Genomic DNA, 18,284 nt, shown 5'->3' on the forward strand with positions numbered 1-18,284 from the left:
CAGACTAAATGCCATGCTGCGAGACGGTACAGAATGGCGCTGACGGACGGTGGGTTAAGACAGTTGCTCCCACATTTTTTTTGACCGTGTTTAGGCCTGGATCAGGCCCTTGATCTTCACAGTCGGATTCACATCAGCTTCATAGTCCACGCCGTCGATTTCAAACCCGAACAAACGCAGGAACTCCGCCTTGTAGCCGGCGAAATCGCTGATCTCGTTGACGTTGTCATCGGTCACCTGATTCCACAGTGCAGCCACGGCGTCCTGAACCTTCGGCTCCAGCTCAGCCAGGTCGGCGCGCAGGCGGCCGTCGGCGTCCAGCTTCGGCTCGCTGCCGTACAGGCTGTCTTTGAACAGGCCGTAAACCTGCTCGATGCAACCTTCGTGGGTGCCCTGCTCTTTCATCACTTTAAACAGCAGCGACAGGTACAGCGGCATGATCGGGATCGCGGAGCTTGCCTGGGTAACCACGGCCTTGAGCACCGACACACGGGCGTCGCCCTTCAGCGCAGCGAGGTTGTCGCGCAGGGTCAGGACTTTTTTGTCGAGGTCTTTCTTGGCTTCGCCGATGGAGCCGTTCCAGTAAATATCCTGGGTCAGCTTCTCGCCGAGGTAGGTGAACGCAGTGGTCTTGGCGCCTTCGGCCAACACGTCGGCGTCACGCAGGGCGTCGATCCACAGCTGCCAGTCTTCGCCGCCCATGACTTTCACGGTGCCGTCGATTTCTTCCTGGGTTGCAGGCTCAAGGGTGGTATCGACCACAACGCCTTTGTCGGTGTTGATACCGCGCAGGGTCACGGCCTTGCCGATCGGCTTGAGGGTGGAGGTGTGCACCACGCCTTGCGGGTCGGTACGGCGCGGCGCGGCCAGGCTGTAAACCACCAGGTCGATCTTGCCCAGGTCTTTCTTGATGGTTTCGATGGTCAGGCGCTTGATCTCGTCAGAGAACGCGTCGCCGTTGATGCTCTTGGCGTACAGGCCTTTTTCCACGGCAAACTTCTCGAACGCCGCGCTGTTGTACCAGCCGGCGGAGCTCAGCTTGCCTTCTTCGCCTTCTTTCTCAAAAAACACGCCCAGGGTGTCGGCGCCGCAGCCAAACGCAGCACTGATGCGCGCGGCCAGGCCATAACCGGTGGAAGCGCCGAGGACCAGCACCTTTTTTGGGCCGCCTTCGATGGCGCCATGCTGGGTTACGTAGTCGATCTGCTCTTTGACGTTCGCTTCACAGCCAACAGGGTGAGCGGTCACACAGATAAAGCCACGAACCCGCGGTTTGATGATCATAAAATTTCTGCCTCTTCCAAGGGGTCGACGGCCAGTGGTGGCCATTCAACTTCAATCGTACCGGTCTATGACGCGCGAAAAACCGAAGCGTCACGATAGACGCAAATCTTCTGTTTACAAAATCCAATCGGCAAAACAGCTGGCGCGCAGCACCGCCTGGTTAAAAACTGTGTTCAACGTTCACAAATTCGCAATATTTAAAACGCCCGGCACCGTGATAACCCACTATCATGGCGGGATTGTTTCGCTTTGTTTCAGGTCCGGAGCCTCGCTTCATGAGTAAAAGTGCTGTGCAAAAAAAATTGGTCTCAGTCGCCTGGGTACTCGGCGTTCTGCTGTTCATCTATTGCTTCCCACGTACCAGCCTGGTGTTTCTGCTGCTGGTGCTGTTCTGCGGCATTTATGATTTCCTGCGCAACGGCCTGTACGACCGCGACACCATCAAGAAATACTTCGTCGGTAACGGCCGCAACACCTGGATATTGGCGCCGTTCAATACCCTGTTCGACCTGTTGAGCCTGCGCAACCGCCACGTCTACACCATGCGCGACCTGCCGCCCGCCTGGCGCGAAGACCTGCAACAAGTCATCGACGACGCCATGGCCAACAAGGACGAAATCATCAGCTACCTGGACGAGCGCATGGCCGAGAAAAAGCGCGGCATGTTGTTCTTCCAATGGTACGGTCGCCCGATCGAAACCACCCTGGACATCCCACAACTGCGCAAGAAACTGCCGTTTGTGAAGACCATCGGCGTCTCGGTGTTCAACGAAAACCGCTCCACGTCCTTCCACTTCGGCCCGCTGCGCATGATGTTCCGCGTGCTCTACAACATGGCGCCGGCGCCGCATCACGACGGTGTTTACATCCAGGTGGGCAAGCACAAGCACTACTGGCACGATGACCCGCTGTTCATCTTCGATGACACGCTGATGCATGCCTCCTTCAACAAAAACGACGCAAAGCGTTACTGCCTGTTCATTGACATCGTGCGGCCGACCTTGCTGCCCTCAGTGCTCAACGCCGTGATTTCGGGTTTTGCCGGGTTGGTGTTTACCCTGCGTCGGGTTTTCTACAAAAACTGGAAGCTGATTCAGTAAGTTCTGCGGCATGATGGTGTTGACGGCGTTTGCGCCCTGCCCTTCTGGCGGCCAAACTAACTGCCTAGTGCGACCGAGTTCGGCGCTCACCATTCTCCAGCCATCGCCGCCCCTGGCGGCTGCGATGGCTGTGCTTTCAAGGAATCAGAATGCCCCAACGTCAAGTCATCAATGCCTCCGTCAGCCCCAAGGGCAGCCTCGAAACCCTGTCCCAACGTGAAGTCCAGCAACTGAGTGAAGCCGGTTCCGGCAGCATCTACACGTTGTTCCGCCAGTGCGCCCTGGCCATCCTCAACACCGGCGCGCATATCGACAACGCCAAGACCATCCTCGACGCCTATAAAGACTTTGAAGTGCGTATCCACCAGCAAGACCGTGGCGTGCGCCTGGAACTGTTGAACGCCCCCGCCGATGCCTTCGTCGACGGCGAGATGATCGCCAGCACCCGCGAAATGCTCTTCAGCGCCCTGCGCGATATCGTCTACACCGAGAACGAGCTGGACAGCCAGCGCATCGACCTGAGCAACTCCCAGGGCATCACCGACTACGTGTTCCACCTGCTGCGCAACGCCCGTACATTGCGCCCGGGTGTCGAACCGAAAATCGTGGTGTGCTGGGGCGGGCACTCGATCAATACCGAAGAATACAAATACACCAAGAAAGTCGGCCACGAACTGGGCCTGCGCAGCCTTGACGTGTGCACCGGCTGCGGCCCCGGCGTGATGAAAGGCCCGATGAAAGGCGCGACCATTTCCCACGCCAAGCAACGCATTACCAACGGCCGTTACCTGGGCCTGACCGAGCCGGGCATCATCGCGGCCGAAGCACCGAACCCCATCGTTAACGAGCTGGTGATTCTGCCGGACATCGAAAAACGCCTGGAAGCCTTTGTGCGCGTGGGCCACGGCATCATCATCTTCCCGGGCGGCGCCGGCACGGCCGAAGAGTTCCTGTACCTGCTGGGCATCCTGATGCACCCGGATAACCGCGATGTACCGTTCCCGGTCATCCTCACCGGGCCGAAACAGGCCGCGCCGTACCTGCAACAACTGCACGCGTTCGTCGGCGCCACCCTCGGCGAAGCGGCGCAGGCGCACTACCAGATCATCATCGACGACCCGGCCGAAGTGGCCCGCCAGATGACCGTCGGGCTCAAGGCCGTGAAGCAATTCCGCCGCGAGCGCAACGACGCGTTCCACTTCAACTGGCTGCTGAAGATCGACGAAGGCTTCCAGCGCCCGTTCGACCCCACCCACGAAAACATGGCCAGCCTGCAACTGAGCCACGCGCTGCCGCCCCATGAGCTGGCGGCCAACCTGCGCCGCGCGTTCTCGGGGATTGTGGCCGGTAACGTCAAGGACAAGGGTATTCGCCTGATTGAGCAGCATGGCCCGTATGAGATTCACGGTGACCCGGCGATCATGAAACCCTTGGACGAGCTGTTGCAGGCATTTGTCGCCCAGCACCGCATGAAGTTGCCGGGCGGCGCAGCCTATGTGCCGTGCTATCGCGTGGTGCAGTAACTAGCGCTGCACCGCCACGCATTTGATTTCCACCAATAGGCCGGGGTGTGCCAGTTCGGACACCCCGATCGTGGTCCAGGCGCAATGCCCGCGCGGGAACAGGCGGTTTTTCACCTCCCGAAAAACCGCCATGTGCTGGCGCATGTTCACGTGATAAGTGGTCATGTCCACCACGTCATCGAAGCTGCAACCGCCCTCTTCCAATACTTCCCTCAGGTTTTCCCAGGCCGCGATAAATTGCGCCTCGGGGTCTTCGATCACGGCCAGCTGCGGTGTACGGCCGACCTGGCCTGCGCAGTAAAGAGTGTTGCCAACTTTTACCGCAGGCACGTAGCCGGCGCGCTCGACAATGGGTTGCATGGCGGCAGGAATGATGAGCTGACGTTCGGTCATAGCTTGTATCTCTTTGGGTCGCAGGCGGGCGTGTGAGCGCGCAGAGTTCGAGCTAGGGTTTTACCTGTTCCCACTCACTCACACCAGCAGAGCACCCTATGGACCAACGGATCTTGTCCTTCATCAATCCTTACCTTAACGTAAGGAATATCACGATGGAGATTTTCACTATGGCCACCGCCACACTCACCTCGAAAGGGCAAATCACTATCCCCGTGCAAGTGCGCACCGCGCTTGGTCTGGAAACAGGCGACCGGGTTGAATTTGTCGAAACGGAAGACGGCAAGTTTTCCATTATCGCCGCGAGCAAAACCGTGCAGGACCTCAAGGGGCTGATCCGCAAGCCTGCGCAGGCCGTGTCGATCGAAGACATGAACCGCGCCATCGCCGCGCAAGGAGCAAACGCCGGATGATCGGGCTCGATACCAATGTGCTGGTGCGCTATGTCACCCAGGATGACCCCGTGCAATCGCCCAAGGCCTCGGCGCTGATCGAGTCGCTCACCAGCGTGTCACCAGGCTTTGTCAGCCTGGTGTCGGTGGTGGAATTGGTCTGGGTGCTGCAAAGCTGCTACCAATCGGCCAAAAGCGACGTGGTGACCGTGCTGGAAACCCTGCTGCGCACCCGTGAACTGACCGTCGAGCACGCCGAGATTATCTGGCAGGCACTGCGACGATTCACAGGCGGCAAAGCCGACTTCGCCGACTACCTGATCGAACGCTGCGCCCATGCAGCCGGCTGTGAATACACCGCCACCTTCGACCTTGATGCGGCAAAAGCCACGGGAATGAAGCGCCTGGCTTGAGCCGCCGCATTGCGACGCATGCCGGGCTTTGGTAAAAAACGCCACTGCCCTTGATCAAGAGAACTCCCCACGTGCGCATGCTGCTTCTTGTTGCCATGGCCCTGGCGCCCACCCTCGCCCTGGCCGAGACCATCACCTGGCCCGACCTGCCCCAAACCTGCTTCGTCAGCGGCCGCTCCGCGACCAGCGTGGATATCGACAGCGGCTGCGCGGCGTTTACGCTGAATGTGCAAGGCAAGCCCGCGGGTTCACCGATCAAGGTGGATGTGCCGCAGTACGCCCTGCATGTGGATGAAGCCACCGGCAAGGAAACACCGGTGATCATCATCCAGGCCGAAGAACACGGCGACACCCAGATAGTTGGCTATCAGGAGTTGGGCAGCGATCAACTCGGTGCCGCGCTGCTGCGCGAGGTCAAGCTGTTAGGCACCCAAAAGCCGAGCTAGCCGTTTTGTCAGGTGCCAGGTTCAGCGAACCCAGCCACCGCCCTGCCAGTGATAACCGTCATTACGCTGCACCCAGTGCGGATGCACATAACGATAACCTTCGCGCACCTGCTCCCAATGGCCGTGCACCGCCACATAGCGCCCACCTTCCCAACGCCAGTAGCCGCGTGACCACACATAACCGTAGCGTGCCGCTGGCTCGACTTCGATCACCTGCACCGGCGGCGGCTGCGGCGCCACCACCTCGACATACTCTCGTTGCACCGGCCCGCGCTCGTGCACCACGCGCTCTTGTACACACCCGGACGCCGCGACGACAAACGCCGCCAATGCCGCATAACGTAGCAACATACACACCCCTCGGGCGCCAGCGCCCAACGAATACACCGGTAAAAAATGCCCCCTTGCTGCAGCCTCGCTCCTGCTTGGCTCTGGGTTATTTTTAACAGGTGGTGTCTGTCAGGTTGCTGAACCTGAGGTATTCGCACCACAGGGCCGGTATTTGAGCGCTCAAGCGGGTCCGAAACGCCCCAGCACCGCCTCGACAAAGCGCCGCAACTTGGCCGTGCGCTGGCGGTTCGCCGTGTAGACCAGGTGCATCGAGCGGCTCGGCGCCTCGAAGCCTGGCAGCACCCGCACCAACTCGCCCTTGGCCAGTGCCGTGCGCAAGAAGTCTTCAGGGCCAAGCACGATGCCGAAACCATCCAGTGCCGCCGTCATCAACGCCCGGCTTTCGTTGACCTGCAAACGGCTGGCAACCTGCACCTTGTGCGCAGTGGTGCCTTGGTAAAAGACCCATTCACGCTCTGCCGGGCGTGACCAGAACGCATAACCCAAGCATTCGTGATGCTCAAGGTCTGCCGGCACCAAAGGCACGCCCCGTGCGGTCAGGTAGGCAGGCGCAGCGCAGGCCACCAGGCGATAAGGTGCCAGCGGCCGAGCCGTAAGGCCGGTCGTTGCAAGCGGGCCGATGCGAAAAGCCGCTTCATAACCCTCCTCCACCAGGTCGACAAAACGGTCGGTCAGGTGCAAGTCGATTTCCACATCCGGGTTGTCACGCAAAAACCCGGTTATCAGCGGCATCAGGCTGTAGGAGCCGAACGTCACCGGGGCGGTGACCTTCAACTTGCCGCGCGGGGTGTCATTCATGATCTGCGCCAGCGAATCGGCCGCCTCGGCTTCCGTGAGGATATGTTTACAGCGCTCGTAGTACGCGCTACCCAACTCCGTCAGGCTTTGCCGGCGCGTGGTGCGGTTGAGCAAGCGGGCGCCCAGGTGTTGCTCCAGCGCGGTGACATGCTTGGCCACCATCTGCGGCGACAGGTTCAAGCGCTCGGCGGCGCGGGCATAAGAGCCCAGCTCGGCGGCCGTTACAAACGCACTCATGCTGGTTAGACGGTCCACGATTAACTACTCCTAGTAACTACACTGACTCCAAACCACACATTTATCACCCAATGGTTGCCAATCATCATAGCCACTCCCCCACTTCGCAGGAGCAAGGCCATGAAGATTGGTGTGATTGGAGCAGGTTTTATCGGGCGCGCCGTGGCCCAACTGGCCCTGGCTGCCGGGCACGCGGTGATGCTGAGCAACTCCCGTGGCCCGCAGACCATGAGCAGCGTGCGCAGCGGCATACCCGGTGTGCAAGTGGGCAGCGCGCAGGATGCCGCCCAGTTTGGCGACGTGGTGCTGGTGGCGATCCCGCTTGAACACTACCGCAGCGTGCCCGCGCAGTGGCTGGCAGGCAAAACGGTGCTGGACGCCAACAATTACTACCCTGACCGCGATGGGCATATCCCGGTGCTGGACCGTTTTGAAACCACCACCAGCCGCCTGTTGGCCGAGCATTTTGCCGACTCAAAGGTCGTCAAAGTGTTTAATGCGATCTTTGACTCAGACATCAATCGCGATGCACGCCCCCACGGTGCGCCTGACCGTCGCGCCCTGCCGGTGGCCGCCGATGATGCGACGGCAAAGGCGCATGTGATCACGCTGCTCGACGAGCTGGGTTTCGACGCCGTGGACGCGGGAACGCTGGATGAAAGCTGGCGCTTTGAGCGGGCCAAGCCTGCGTACTGCGTGCCGCTGGATAAAGCCGATTTAAAGGCCGCATTGGCCGCCGCCGAACGCACGGTGGAACTGCCGCCAGCCGAACGCTCCCGCACCTGAACCCACGCCCACAAAAAAGCCCGCTGACCGTTACCGGTTCAGCGGGCTTTTTAACATCAGGCTTGGCTTACAGCGCCAGGTCAGACGTCGGCTTGCTCGGCTCAGCCGCAGGCTTGGCAGCCTCGGTGGCCTGGGTTGCCTTTGGTGCGCTCAACTGCGGGATCGCAGGCGGAGGCGTCAGTTGCAGGATACCGGCGGTGTAGGCCCATTCCTTGGCAACCGCTTCCGGGCTGTCGTTCAGCTTGGTGCCGTAGCTCGGTACGATCTGGTGCAGTTTGGCCTGCCACTCAGGCGTCGCGACCTTGTCCTTGAACACTTTTTGCAGCACGGTCAGCATGATCGGAGCCGCGGTGGACGCGCCTGGCGATGCACCCAACAGGCCGGCGATGGTGTTGTCGGCGGAGCTGACCACTTCGGTGCCGAGTTTCAGGACGCCGCCCTGCTCTTCGTCACGCTTGATGATCTGCACGCGCTGACCGGCTTGCCACAGGCGCCAGTCGGACTGCTTGGCGTTCGGGAAGTACTCTTGCAGCGCCTTGAAGCGGTCGTCATCGGACAGCATCAGTTGGCCGGCGAGGTACTCGACCAGTGGGTATTCACGAATACCGACTTTGGTCATAGGCCAGATGTTGTGGGTGGTGGTGCTGGTCAGCAGGTCCAGGTACGAGCCTTCTTTGAGGAACTTGGTCGAGAAGGTTGCGAATGGGCCAAACAGAATCACACGCTTGCCATCCAGCACGCGGGTGTCCAGGTGCGGAACCGACATCGGTGGCGCGCCAACCGAAGCCTTACCGTAGGCCTTGGCCATGTGCTGCTCGGCGATGGCCGGGTTATCGGTCACCAGGAACGAGCCGCCAACCGGGAAGCCTGCGTATTCCTTGGCTTCAGGAATGCCCGACTTTTGCAGCAGGTGCAGTGCACCGCCGCCCGCGCCGATGAACACGAACTTGGCGTCGGTTTCGGTCTTGGTGCCGTCTTTCAGGTTTTTGTAGCTCACACGCCACGAACCGTCGGCGTTCTTGGTGATGTCCTGCACTTCGCTCGACAGTTTGAGATCAAACTTCGGCGTGGTTTGCAGGTGAGCGACGAACTGGCGGGTGATCTCGCCGAAGTTCACGTCGGTGCCGATCGGGGTCCAGGTGGCGGCGATCTTCTGCTTCGGATCACGGCCTTCCATCATCAATGGAACCCACTTGGCGATCTGCGCCGGGTCTTCGGAGTACTGCATGCCGGCGAACAGCGGGCTGGCTTGCAGGGCTTCGTAGCGTTTTTTCAGGAACTTGATGTTGTCATCGCCCCACACAAAGCTCATGTGCGGTGTGGAGTTGATGAACGAACGCGGGTTCTTCAGCACGCCCTGCTGCACCTGCCAGGACCAGAACTGACGGGAAATCTGGAACGCTTCGTTGATCTCGACCGCTTTCGGGATCTCAACGGTGCCGTCCTTGTTTTCCGGGGTGTAGTTCAGCTCGGCCAGGGCCGAGTGACCGGTACCGGCGTTGTTCCAGCCGTTGGAGCTTTCTTCGGCCACGCCATCGAGGCGCTCGACCATCTCCATCGACCAGTCCGGCTGCAGCTCATTGAGCCAAACACCCAGGGTCGCACTCATGATGCCGCCGCCGATCAGCAGCACATCGACTTTCTTTGCCTCTTCCGCGTGAACGGACGTGATCCCCATCGACAAAGCCAGCCCCAGCAGGGCAGTGTTTACTTTTTTAAACATCAGTAGCACCTATGATAAAACGCCATCCGCCCCACTGCCCCTGACTCTGCAGGCCGTAGGGTGGGCACACAAGGCCGACGTAGCGACCTCACTGTTTTTGTCCCTTCTGCGCTGACTTCTTATCATTATTGGCTTCAGCTACCTGGGCGACAGCCGACCGCCGGGACGTATACGGGTGTACGCACCGGGGAAAGACTAGACCAAGACGGCGCGCAGAATATCACGCTGAACCGCATTTATGCGCCGTTTGGCCAATTGACAGCTCTAAATCGCGGCTTTTAACGCGCACGTGTCAAGCATCCCAGCCGCGACCTGGGGTCACAGGGCGTTTAATCAAACTGAACGCTCGCGCAAAACGCTGTTCTAGACACCTTCGTGGCGGCTTGCGTAGCATCGCCACTGTCCTTCGTGCACTTTTTTCCTACAGAGTTACCCATGACTATCCAGCAAACACCCGGGCACGTACTGCCCGCGCGCAGCGCCGCCAAAATGGAAGCTGCCATGGCCGTGGGCGCCTTCGCGATCGGCACCGGCGAATTCGCCATCATGGGCCTGATGCCCGACATCGCCCAAAACCTGGGCTTAAGCGAACCGCAAGTCGGCCACGCCATCAGCGCCTACGCCCTAGGCGTGATGGTCGGCGCGCCACTGCTGGCCATCCTCGGCGCCAAACTGCTGCGCAAACACATGCTCTTACTGCTGATGGGCCTCTACGCCCTGGGCAACCTCGCCACCGCCTTCACCCCCACCTTCGGCTCGCTGGTGGCCTTCCGCTTTATCAGCGGCCTGCCCCACGGCGCCTACTTCGGCATCGCCGCCGTCGTCGCCTCCAGCATGGTGCCCAACGACAAACGCGCCGGCGCCGTAGCCCGCGTGATGATGGGCCTCACCCTCGCCATGCTGCTCGGCAACCCCATCGCCACCTTCCTGGGCCAACACCTCGGCTGGCGCTCGGCGTTCGCACTGGTCAGCGCCATCGCCCTGTGCACTATCGCCCTGGTCTGGCAATTCGTCCCCGACCGCCACGACGAACCGCGCAGCGACCCGCGCAAAGAATTGCGCGCCTTCACCAAACCCCAAGTGTGGATGGCCCTGTCCATCGGCGCGATTGGCTTTGCCGGCATGTTCTGCGTGTTCAGCTACCTCGCCCCGACCATGCTCGAAGTGACCAAAGTCTCGCCCCAGTGGATCCCCTTCGGCCTCGCCGCGTTTGGCTTGGGCGGCATCATCGGCAACATCGCCGGTGGCAAACTGTTCGACCGTATGCAATTTCGCGCCGTGGGCTGGATCATGGTGTGGTCGATGGCCGTGCTGATCTTCTTCACCTTCGCCGCCAGCTCGCTGTGGAGCGTACTGCTGGGCATCGGCCTGGTCGGCACCATGATTGCCATGGCCGCGCCGCTGCAAATCCGCCTGATGGACATTGCCCACGAAGCCCCAAGTTTGGCGGCAGCCTCCAACCACGCAGCGTTCAACCTGGCAAACGCGCTAGGGCCGTGGTTCGGCGGGATGGCGATTACAGCGGGATATGGCTGGACCAGCACCGGCTACATCGGCGCCGCCACAGCACTGGTCGGTCTGGGCATCTACCTCATCGCCCGCCGCATGAAAGGCGGCCACTGAAATTTCAGGCCACCCCTATTCCAATGTGGGAGCCCTGCACCAATGTGGGAGCGGGCTTGCCCGCGATAGCGGTGGGCCAGTCAACAAATCAACGACTGCCCCACCACCCATCAATCATCATGCAACAACCCCGACCCATACTCCCCATAACTACTCCCCAACCCACTCCCGCCAAAACTCATCTTGGCCGCCTTGCTCGGGCTATGGTCCCCGAACGCCTGGCATCCGCCAGTAAAACAAGGGTCACCCCTCCCGCCCGACGACCCCGTCGAACAAGCGCCCAACAGCAACGTGCCAGCAATCAGCGAGACTTTAACCAGGTTCGAGATCATGTTTTCAGTTCCCTATGGGCTGGAGGTGCGGGGAGCCTCTCTTGAAGAGGATCGTAGACCTCAAAGGCGCTGGGGATTATGAAATTTTGCGCGGTGACAGCAGGGGTTCAGGTTGCCGCCTTGGGGTAAGGCGGCGGGGTTGGGGGTCAGGCGGTGGCTGGGTTGGCGGCGGGTGCAACTTGCTCTTGGGCTCGGGCGACGAGTAGAGCGCTTAGGTCGATGAGTTGTTGGATGCCGAGGATGATGGCGCGGTGCGGGTCTTCGAGGTCGAAGGCCAGGGTGGCGGTTATTTGGTTGGCGGAGTCGAGGTGCTCGGCGGCGTTGGCTAGGAGGGTTTCGGTGTCGATGTTGGGGCTGACTAGGAAAAGATTGCCGGGCGCGGGTTCAGAGATTGCGTCGTCGTCAGATGATGGCGGCAAGTAATGATGAATAGCGCGCTGAGCCGCAGCATGAAGCTTGGCATCAATGGGTGCAGCGTTTGAGGCATGAGGCGGATTCGGTGTGACCTTGTGCATGGCGAAGCTCCTTAACTATTCAGGAACTGCCAATCTCACTTCCACATGAGGGTGGCAGCCGTACGCAGGTGTGGAAGACCAGGGCTAAGGACCCGGCGCACCGAAGTGCCCCGCGCACAGCCGCCGAAACACATGATACAGACGTAAAAAAACGCCGGTAGGTGTTTGTGACGATTGCGTCTTAGCTTGGTACGGACTTCCACATCCGGCCGCTGGGTTTCCAGCGGTTTGGGGAGGTTAGCGAGGGGTGGTCTGAGGGGCAAGCTGAGAAAAGTGTGGGAAATTTCCCCATGAATTTCAGCCCCTTGCCGAGATCACTCTATGCTGCATGAGTCATCTTGACGATGGATAGGACCAACTAATCCTCAAGCCCCATTTTCCAAATGGCCATGGACACTTCAATATTTTCACGCACCACTTTTGTACAAACAATAGCTTTTTTCCACCACGATTCGATCTCGTAACTGTTTCTTCTCTTCTCCTCGATAAATCGATACAATCACGAATAGTGGCAGTTTGCCCACAAAACCAATAATAGAGATCTATCCTCATAATTCATTCTTGACTAGGAATGAGTTGGATTAAAAGTGAAGACTGAAATGCAGAGACAGAACAAAGACACTATAGATACTTCATATTCGTCACCAGCTTTTTACGTAAGACAAATAAAAAAAACAATCAAACTTTGGGAATTATCAAGAATATCTGCACTGAGCGACCCAATATTTTCATTTTTCTCAGGAAGCGAGGTAACTGCTAAATCTGCCAAGCTAAATCCAGATCACATTCAAATGCTTCTAGATTCTAGGGTGCACCGTCAGCTAAATCGGGAGCCAGATATATTGCTCTATTGGATTGAGATAATTTTTTTATACTTTCGTGAAATGGCTGCATGCCCGCAGCTTGCGCGCCAGATATGGTGGCCGTGCTGGCATATTTTATATTATTGCGCCCCATTAGGTGAACGAACCCTAAACGCAAAAATACAAATGGCTAGCTGGGCAAACTTCTATGACCTCGAACAAAAAAATATATCGTTAAACCATATAAAAAACATGCACCTGCACAATAAATATGATCGAGTAATGAGGGCACTTTTCTTGTCTGGCGCAATAAATAAAGGCGAGCCCGATTTTATATACAATGTAGAATATGCTTTTTATAATAGCGACATGCTCCCCCCTTTTTTAAGATTCCAGGCCCACATCAATCATTACGCCGAAGTCAACTCATCACGCGAATCCCTAAACGATATACTCTCCATATTAAATTGGAAAGAACTATTGAAGTATCGCGAAACCAAAATGGGCCTCCTTCAACCAGTTATTTTAAAGCTGATCAACAACAACAACTATATCGACTTACTAGTACTTACGAGAATTCTCAAATCAAACTTTGACTTCGAGAATTTTTGGTGCAGCCATGCATTCCTTTTTCCTAATACGCCTAGTGCTGTCGTGGCGCTATCAAACTCTGACAAAATTACATTACCTAAATCTGACAACGCGCAAAGCTATCTAAAACTAATTAACGCGGCAAATCGATTAAACGCAACATCTATATCATTACTAGGCGAGGACAATCTTACTACAGATATCGAAGTAGACCGGTTTGGTTGTCCAATAATCGGGGATAGCCTGGATGAGCTGCGCACCTCTGTGATTGATCACTACGGGCTTGATGATGACGTCTACCAAGAATTTAACTTGATGACGCTAATGCCTTCGCACAATCATCCTGTCCAAAGTGCTCTATGCTCTCTGAATGTCACACCACCGATAATTTCGGTCAGTATGGAAAATCTTCTAGATGAGCCTGAAAAGAAAAAATTTGTATTCATGCTTTCATCGTCAACATTCACCTTTGAAAGTGAAAGGTCCTTCATCGAAGGACAGTTTGGCAATGACGCGAACATCGTTATCGATCCAAAAATAAAAAAATTTCTAGAGTTATTCAAGGACCAAACAAATACTCACTTCTACATCTCAGCCCACGGAAATTATGATCACTGGGCTCCTGAAGTAGCACACATCCATTTTTCAGATACTCGAAAAATACCCTTGGCAGTCCTAAAATCAGCAACCAATAGGGCAAACCATAGAAGGACTATCCACCTTAACATCTGTGATGGTGCGACGTCAGAACTGAGCTTCAACCCTTATAATAGTGGAATATCAGCCGCCCTGGCTCACGGAAACCAAGTTATTATTTCTCATCTATGGCCCATTCGGCCACTTTACGCTTTTATCTCAGGAGTGCTTCTGCTTAAGTTTTTACAGGACTTCAGCGCTGCTGAAGCAGTTAGAGAAACTTATAGTATTCTCAAAAAGTCAAACGCATCAATACAAGAGCACATAAAGTCTTTTGGAGAACCATTCAATCCGGTACGTGAGGCAATTCAAAATACCGAGATAGACATTTCGGAATTTAGAAACATTGGGAGTTTCGCCATATACGCTTAGTGATCAGTACGGCTATTTAGCTAATCTAAATCACCCGAAAATAGGCGATCAAATAATTTATATAGATAATTAAATCAAACAAGTTGTCGCTAGTAGCAGGTTTTTTTGACGATGGCCGTTTGCTTCCAGCCAGCCTTAAATTCAACGGTTTTACCGGTGATGAATTGGAGTAACTAAATTTTAGAGACGATAAAAACAGACGCCTGAAGCGGGGTCGACTTTAGCTCGTATCATTTACGTATTACTGAAGTTCAGTCGACTGACTCATCCTCTCTGAAACACAGTCTTCAATATCAAAGGATTAGACAGATGACTGTCATGAGGTTCCATTTCAAATACACGCATAGCCCACTTCATTCTGGACTTTTCTCTTGGATCATGTTAATTAAACACACAATCTAACTGAATTGGATACTGAACCATGAATGAGAAAATCCGTTTGAATGGTAAGCAACTGATTTCAACATATAACCTTATAATCCCAAACTCGATGAGGTGCGAGATAGATGTTGAGCTGGGCGCAGAGTTTGGCGGTTCTTTAACCACCCTTCCTTTGACAATTTTTTTTCAGCAATCCGGAGGAACACAGAACGTAACCTTTACACCAGAGAATGGCCGCTCTTTGATGACGCTCATCAACTGGAGCAATTCTCTGGGAACAGCGTTAAACACTCCTTACGAATTGGCCAAAGTCAACAACGCAGGCGTGGTTGAGATGCTGATGGTTAATTCCAGCATCGGGGGAACTAATCACCTAACACTTCAACTTTGGTGGCGCGAAGTAGTATAGGGTCAAGGACATGGATCACAAAACTACTGATAATACCTCCGCCCCAAAAATCATTATCCCCGAGTCAACCGGGATAAACTACACAGGAATATCGCACAACACTGACACACATGTAATCAATATAACCGAGGATAAACTCTATCGAATCATTAAGGATCACCACCAAGCACTGAAAAGGTCAAGAGATTGGGTGACCTATTTCGGTATATTTCTCAGCCTTCTGGCTTCATTAACCGCAAGTAGCTTTAATGATTTTATTTTCACTGCAAATACTTGGAAGACTATTTTCATATCAGCTGCCGCCATTTCTTTCGTTTCAACCTTCGCGGCAGGCTGGTCTAGACTACGCGACAAGCCAGTAACACCCAAAATTTTGGTAGACAAAATAGCTGGCAGAATAAAACTTGATGGATAATTTTATATAGTTACTTAATCGAATATTGTCTAATACATCTTATAATTTGGATTGAAACTTTTGGCTGCCATTTACCGTAACGGAGATAAGTGCCAGCCATTTCGGTGATGGGCTGGACCTACTAAACGCAAGCTTAACCTATCAAAGAATATAAAGCATGGAGGCGAAATGCTAAATCTTACCCATATAATTCACAAAAAAAGTGAAGAGCTTCGAGAGCTAGAGCTATTTGCTGGCGTATGCAGAAATGCTTTAAACCAAGCAACTCACTCTGTAGAAAATATTGATTTACGGCGTAGAATTGCGGAAGCAATCAACGAAAAACCAGATTACGAATCTGAGTCTCAGCTAGATGCTGCAAAGGAGCACGCTGCAAAAATATCAGAGTTCGCAGAAAGTCAGCGTAAGGATGGGTTGCCATACTTATATAGTCTTTGCGCCGTCCGACTTTGGGCGCTTACCGAAGCTATGGTAGATGAGTTGGTTGTTCGCTCATTGCTAACTCCTTCGGTTTTTTTCGATCACTCAATTTTGGCTAAACTGAAAGGCCCCCTCATAGAATTTCGCTCAGCCTCACCCGACGAGCAAGCTGAGTTTCTTGCAGAAACACTGAAACAGTTAGTGGATGCACCTTTGAAGTTGGGAGCTGGAAAGTTTGAAGCGCTTCTGGCTCCGGTAGGCTTAGGAGGCGAAATTCAAGAGGACGTTAGAAGAACGCTTTATGAGCTAAGCCAGATCCGCAACATTATTGTACATAAATGTGGAAAAGCAGACCGAAGGATATTGGAGGCTTGCCCCTGGCTTAATTTTAAGAAGGGCGAAACCATCAATGTTACATTTGAAATGTTTGAGCGTTATCGTGTCGCAACATACTGGTATATCGTTGCTGTTCGCGATCGAATAGATGCTAGGGATGGAATAAAAAACCCAGTAAACTTAACTGAGATATTAAAATTGATTGAGGGAAAACTGCAGGCCTCGTCAAATAGTTCAAAAATTCAGGATAACTAGTCCATACTCAGTAGTTTTCTATATTTAATATTGCAGAAATGCAATATTCATTACTTACCCTCCCTGAAGGCTCGAAGATATCGGGGGCAGCCCCTGAGGGATCCCCCCGCAATCAACTTTAAAGGCAAAAGCCAACATAGATATAGGGGCAAACCATGATACCTCCAGCGAAAGCAAATGAATCATTTCCGGATACATCTCATGAAGACCTGCTGATCCAAGTCTATGCCCCACGGTGTAATATGCCCACAATTGTCCATCACCGAGGCCACCATGACTGGAATATCCCGAAACCTGCCGGAGGACATGTCCAACTCTCTCGCCGACCCGGCGATGGACGTTCTTCGCGACTATATTGAGCACGAAAAAGTACTACCCCCCCAGATCGAGTTGGCAGTAAAAGAAGCCGACCAAGGCCAATTCGCCACCGATGACCAAGTGGCAGCGATGCGCGCTAGGCGCTGGAGCCTGAATGTGGGTTGAGTGGCTTGAAAAAGCGCTCAAAAAATCTGGAAGACGAAGCAAACTATATCACTCTCGAAAATCCAAAGGCAGCTGACGACTTCTCGGACGCCATCTTCGCCATCATCGACAAAACAGCACAAAAATCTTTACCCTCAATAACTCACTTTAGTCCTCATAACTCTCTATACGGGATCGAAGATGGAACAACTTTAATCCTGAAATCATTCCAATAGTCCCGACTTTCGTTCGCCAGCTCAAAATTATTAATAAATGATCGCATCGACGCAACAGCGAGATCTTGATTTTTCATCGGACCCACCTGTATAGACTTAATATGGCGAGGTTCAAAATCAACTTCTAAGTATGGAACAACAATCCCACTACGGACGCGATACTTGATGAGTTTCGAATGTGCCGTTTCCATTCGACAAATCCGCATCTCATTCTCCTCTATAAAACTTGGGTGCTTGAATAAATTCACGGCATCACCTAAGTTCCAGAGCACTTTAGCAATCTCATACCCATCCACGTCGTCATACTTCATCAGCTCCTCTGTAATTGATTTACGCGCCTCAACTACCAATTTCTTGGCCAATTGCATCTTAGTTTCGATATCATAAACACACGCTTGCACCGGGGCGAGATCAGCTTTCAGCGTCTCATGAAATTCTATAGCGTAACTCCCATATGAGCGCCACTGAACCAAATGATCTCCAACCGTGCTAAATGATCCGATAAAAGCATGCTGTTCAGCAAGCCACCCACTTACACTATCAACTGTAAAATCCTGCAGATGAAACAGTGCTTGATCAGTAACAACATCGCCAGCGCCAATTAGATCTTGAATTTCTCTAGCTATATATCTCGCACCATCTAACGCCTCATCCGAGTCATTCATGAAGCGTATATCAGTAAGCCAAAGCTTTCTATTTCCGATAATTGAGAGTACAGCGGCAGCATCAGTGTAGTGAAAGAGTGACATAGAATCCTCATATCCCAGTAAAAACTTAAATATGCGAAAGCACACCTTGTCAACACAAATAAATCAAGAAAATATTTGGCGCAATGGCCGCCTTCATATCCTCGGCATATCCCATCCGGAGAAACGTTACGTGAAATGTGATCAGAAGCGCACCACACATCTCTCCAAAGATCCATCCCTGATAGAATGCGCACCTTCGCCTCTCTGATTCAGATCCCCCCATGCCCCTACAATCCGCTCCCC

At 54.3% G+C, this 18,284-nt stretch carries 20 protein-coding genes and 1 pseudogene; 13 read left to right on the top strand and 8 right to left on the bottom strand.

Features of this window, described 5'->3' with window-relative positions:
* Positions 1-90: 90 nt before the first annotated feature.
* Positions 91-1,284: an enoyl-ACP reductase FabV gene (gene fabV, locus AOA62_RS20855; RefSeq protein WP_065929256.1), complete on the bottom strand. Its 1,194-nt coding sequence runs from the start codon at positions 1,282-1,284 to the stop codon at positions 91-93.
* A 275-nt stretch (positions 1,285-1,559) separates the two neighbouring features.
* Here fabV and AOA62_RS20860 point away from each other — a divergent pair, with 275 nt between their 5' ends.
* On the top strand, positions 1,560-2,384 hold the full coding sequence (locus AOA62_RS20860) for an aspartyl/asparaginyl beta-hydroxylase domain-containing protein (protein WP_017137465.1): 825 nt from the start codon (positions 1,560-1,562) through the stop codon (positions 2,382-2,384).
* A 149-nt stretch (positions 2,385-2,533) separates the two neighbouring features.
* Positions 2,534-3,907, top strand: a complete 1,374-nt coding sequence (gene ppnN, locus AOA62_RS20865; RefSeq protein WP_017137464.1) for a nucleotide 5'-monophosphate nucleosidase PpnN — start codon at positions 2,534-2,536, stop codon at positions 3,905-3,907.
* Here ppnN and AOA62_RS20870 read toward each other — a convergent pair whose 3' ends face one another.
* The gene (locus tag AOA62_RS20870; protein ID WP_099549595.1) at positions 3,908-4,300 is read right to left on the bottom strand and encodes a RidA family protein; all 393 of its coding nucleotides are present in this window, start codon (positions 4,298-4,300) and stop codon (positions 3,908-3,910) included. It lies immediately after the preceding gene.
* A 155-nt stretch (positions 4,301-4,455) separates the two neighbouring features.
* On the opposite strand from AOA62_RS20870, the gene AOA62_RS20875 reads away from it, so the two are divergent.
* The 3 genes from AOA62_RS20875 (at position 4,456) to AOA62_RS20885 (ending at position 5,551) form a co-directional block, all read left to right on the top strand.
* Entirely contained in the window at positions 4,456-4,713 is a 258-nt protein-coding gene (locus AOA62_RS20875) for an AbrB/MazE/SpoVT family DNA-binding domain-containing protein (RefSeq protein ID WP_017137462.1), read from the top strand.
* On the top strand, positions 4,710-5,105 hold the full coding sequence (locus AOA62_RS20880; RefSeq protein ID WP_017137461.1) for a PIN domain-containing protein: 396 nt from the start codon (positions 4,710-4,712) through the stop codon (positions 5,103-5,105). The genes AOA62_RS20875 and AOA62_RS20880 overlap by 4 nt, the downstream gene beginning before the upstream one ends.
* A 77-nt stretch (positions 5,106-5,182) precedes the next feature.
* Positions 5,183-5,551, top strand: a complete 369-nt coding sequence (locus tag AOA62_RS20885) for a hypothetical protein (RefSeq protein ID WP_099549596.1) — start codon at positions 5,183-5,185, stop codon at positions 5,549-5,551.
* A gap of 21 nt (positions 5,552-5,572) precedes the next feature.
* Here the strand turns inward: AOA62_RS20885 and AOA62_RS20890 are convergent, their stop codons facing one another.
* Positions 5,573-5,902: a YXWGXW repeat-containing protein gene (locus AOA62_RS20890; RefSeq protein ID WP_099549597.1), complete on the bottom strand. Its 330-nt coding sequence runs from the start codon at positions 5,900-5,902 to the stop codon at positions 5,573-5,575.
* Between the two features lie 159 nt (positions 5,903-6,061).
* Complete coding sequence (locus tag AOA62_RS20895) at positions 6,062-6,937, bottom strand: LysR family transcriptional regulator (protein ID WP_099549598.1); 876 nt, start codon at positions 6,935-6,937, stop codon at positions 6,062-6,064.
* A gap of 87 nt (positions 6,938-7,024) precedes the next feature.
* Between AOA62_RS20895 and AOA62_RS20900 the strand changes: the two genes are divergently transcribed.
* Entirely contained in the window at positions 7,025-7,723 is a 699-nt protein-coding gene (locus AOA62_RS20900; RefSeq protein ID WP_256592456.1) for an NADPH-dependent F420 reductase, read from the top strand.
* A 67-nt stretch (positions 7,724-7,790) separates the two neighbouring features.
* Here the strand turns inward: AOA62_RS20900 and mqo are convergent, their stop codons facing one another.
* Positions 7,791-9,446, bottom strand: coding sequence for a malate dehydrogenase (quinone) (gene mqo / locus AOA62_RS20905; protein WP_099549600.1), 1,656 nt, complete (start codon positions 9,444-9,446; stop codon positions 7,791-7,793).
* A 435-nt stretch (positions 9,447-9,881) separates the two neighbouring features.
* Here mqo and AOA62_RS20910 point away from each other — a divergent pair, with 435 nt between their 5' ends.
* Entirely contained in the window at positions 9,882-11,069 is a 1,188-nt protein-coding gene (locus tag AOA62_RS20910) for an MFS transporter (RefSeq protein ID WP_099549601.1), read from the top strand.
* A 110-nt stretch (positions 11,070-11,179) separates the two neighbouring features.
* Here AOA62_RS20910 and AOA62_RS32500 read toward each other — a convergent pair whose 3' ends face one another.
* Entirely contained in the window at positions 11,180-11,401 is a 222-nt protein-coding gene (locus tag AOA62_RS32500; protein ID WP_099549602.1) for a hypothetical protein, read from the bottom strand.
* Positions 11,402-11,547: 146 nt separating this feature from the next.
* Positions 11,548-11,916 carry a DUF6124 family protein gene (locus tag AOA62_RS20920; RefSeq protein WP_099549603.1) on the bottom strand — a complete coding sequence of 123 codons (369 nt, stop codon included), beginning with the start codon at positions 11,914-11,916 and terminating at the stop codon, positions 11,548-11,550.
* A gap of 587 nt (positions 11,917-12,503) precedes the next feature.
* Between AOA62_RS20920 and AOA62_RS20925 the strand changes: the two genes are divergently transcribed.
* The 6 genes and pseudogenes from AOA62_RS20925 to AOA62_RS32505 form a co-directional block, all read left to right on the top strand.
* A complete protein-coding gene (locus tag AOA62_RS20925; RefSeq protein WP_143521897.1) occupies positions 12,504-14,378 on the top strand; it encodes a hypothetical protein in 1,875 nt (624 codons plus the stop codon).
* A gap of 421 nt (positions 14,379-14,799) precedes the next feature.
* A complete protein-coding gene (locus AOA62_RS20930; protein ID WP_099549605.1) occupies positions 14,800-15,168 on the top strand; it encodes a hypothetical protein in 369 nt (122 codons plus the stop codon).
* Between the two features lie 10 nt (positions 15,169-15,178).
* Positions 15,179-15,583, top strand: a complete 405-nt coding sequence (locus AOA62_RS31520) for a hypothetical protein (RefSeq protein WP_143521898.1) — start codon at positions 15,179-15,181, stop codon at positions 15,581-15,583.
* A gap of 168 nt (positions 15,584-15,751) precedes the next feature.
* On the top strand, positions 15,752-16,594 hold the full coding sequence (locus tag AOA62_RS20935) for a hypothetical protein (RefSeq protein ID WP_099549606.1): 843 nt from the start codon (positions 15,752-15,754) through the stop codon (positions 16,592-16,594).
* 273 nt (positions 16,595-16,867) lie between these two features.
* Complete coding sequence (locus AOA62_RS20940; protein WP_099549607.1) at positions 16,868-17,077, top strand: hypothetical protein; 210 nt, start codon at positions 16,868-16,870, stop codon at positions 17,075-17,077.
* Positions 17,067-17,172, top strand: a pseudogene (locus tag AOA62_RS32505) (type II toxin-antitoxin system RelE/ParE family toxin); the annotation flags it as partial. The gene AOA62_RS20940 and the pseudogene AOA62_RS32505, both read left to right, overlap by 11 nt.
* Before the next feature lie 59 nt (positions 17,173-17,231).
* Here AOA62_RS32505 and AOA62_RS31525 read toward each other — a convergent pair.
* Positions 17,232-18,041 carry a DUF2971 domain-containing protein gene (locus tag AOA62_RS31525; protein WP_143521899.1) on the bottom strand — a complete coding sequence of 270 codons (810 nt, stop codon included), beginning with the start codon at positions 18,039-18,041 and terminating at the stop codon, positions 17,232-17,234.
* Positions 18,042-18,284 lie beyond the last annotated feature (243 nt).

This window comes from Pseudomonas sp. 2995-3, assembly GCF_002742565.1.
Lineage (GTDB): Bacteria > Pseudomonadota > Gammaproteobacteria > Pseudomonadales > Pseudomonadaceae > Aquipseudomonas > Aquipseudomonas edaphica.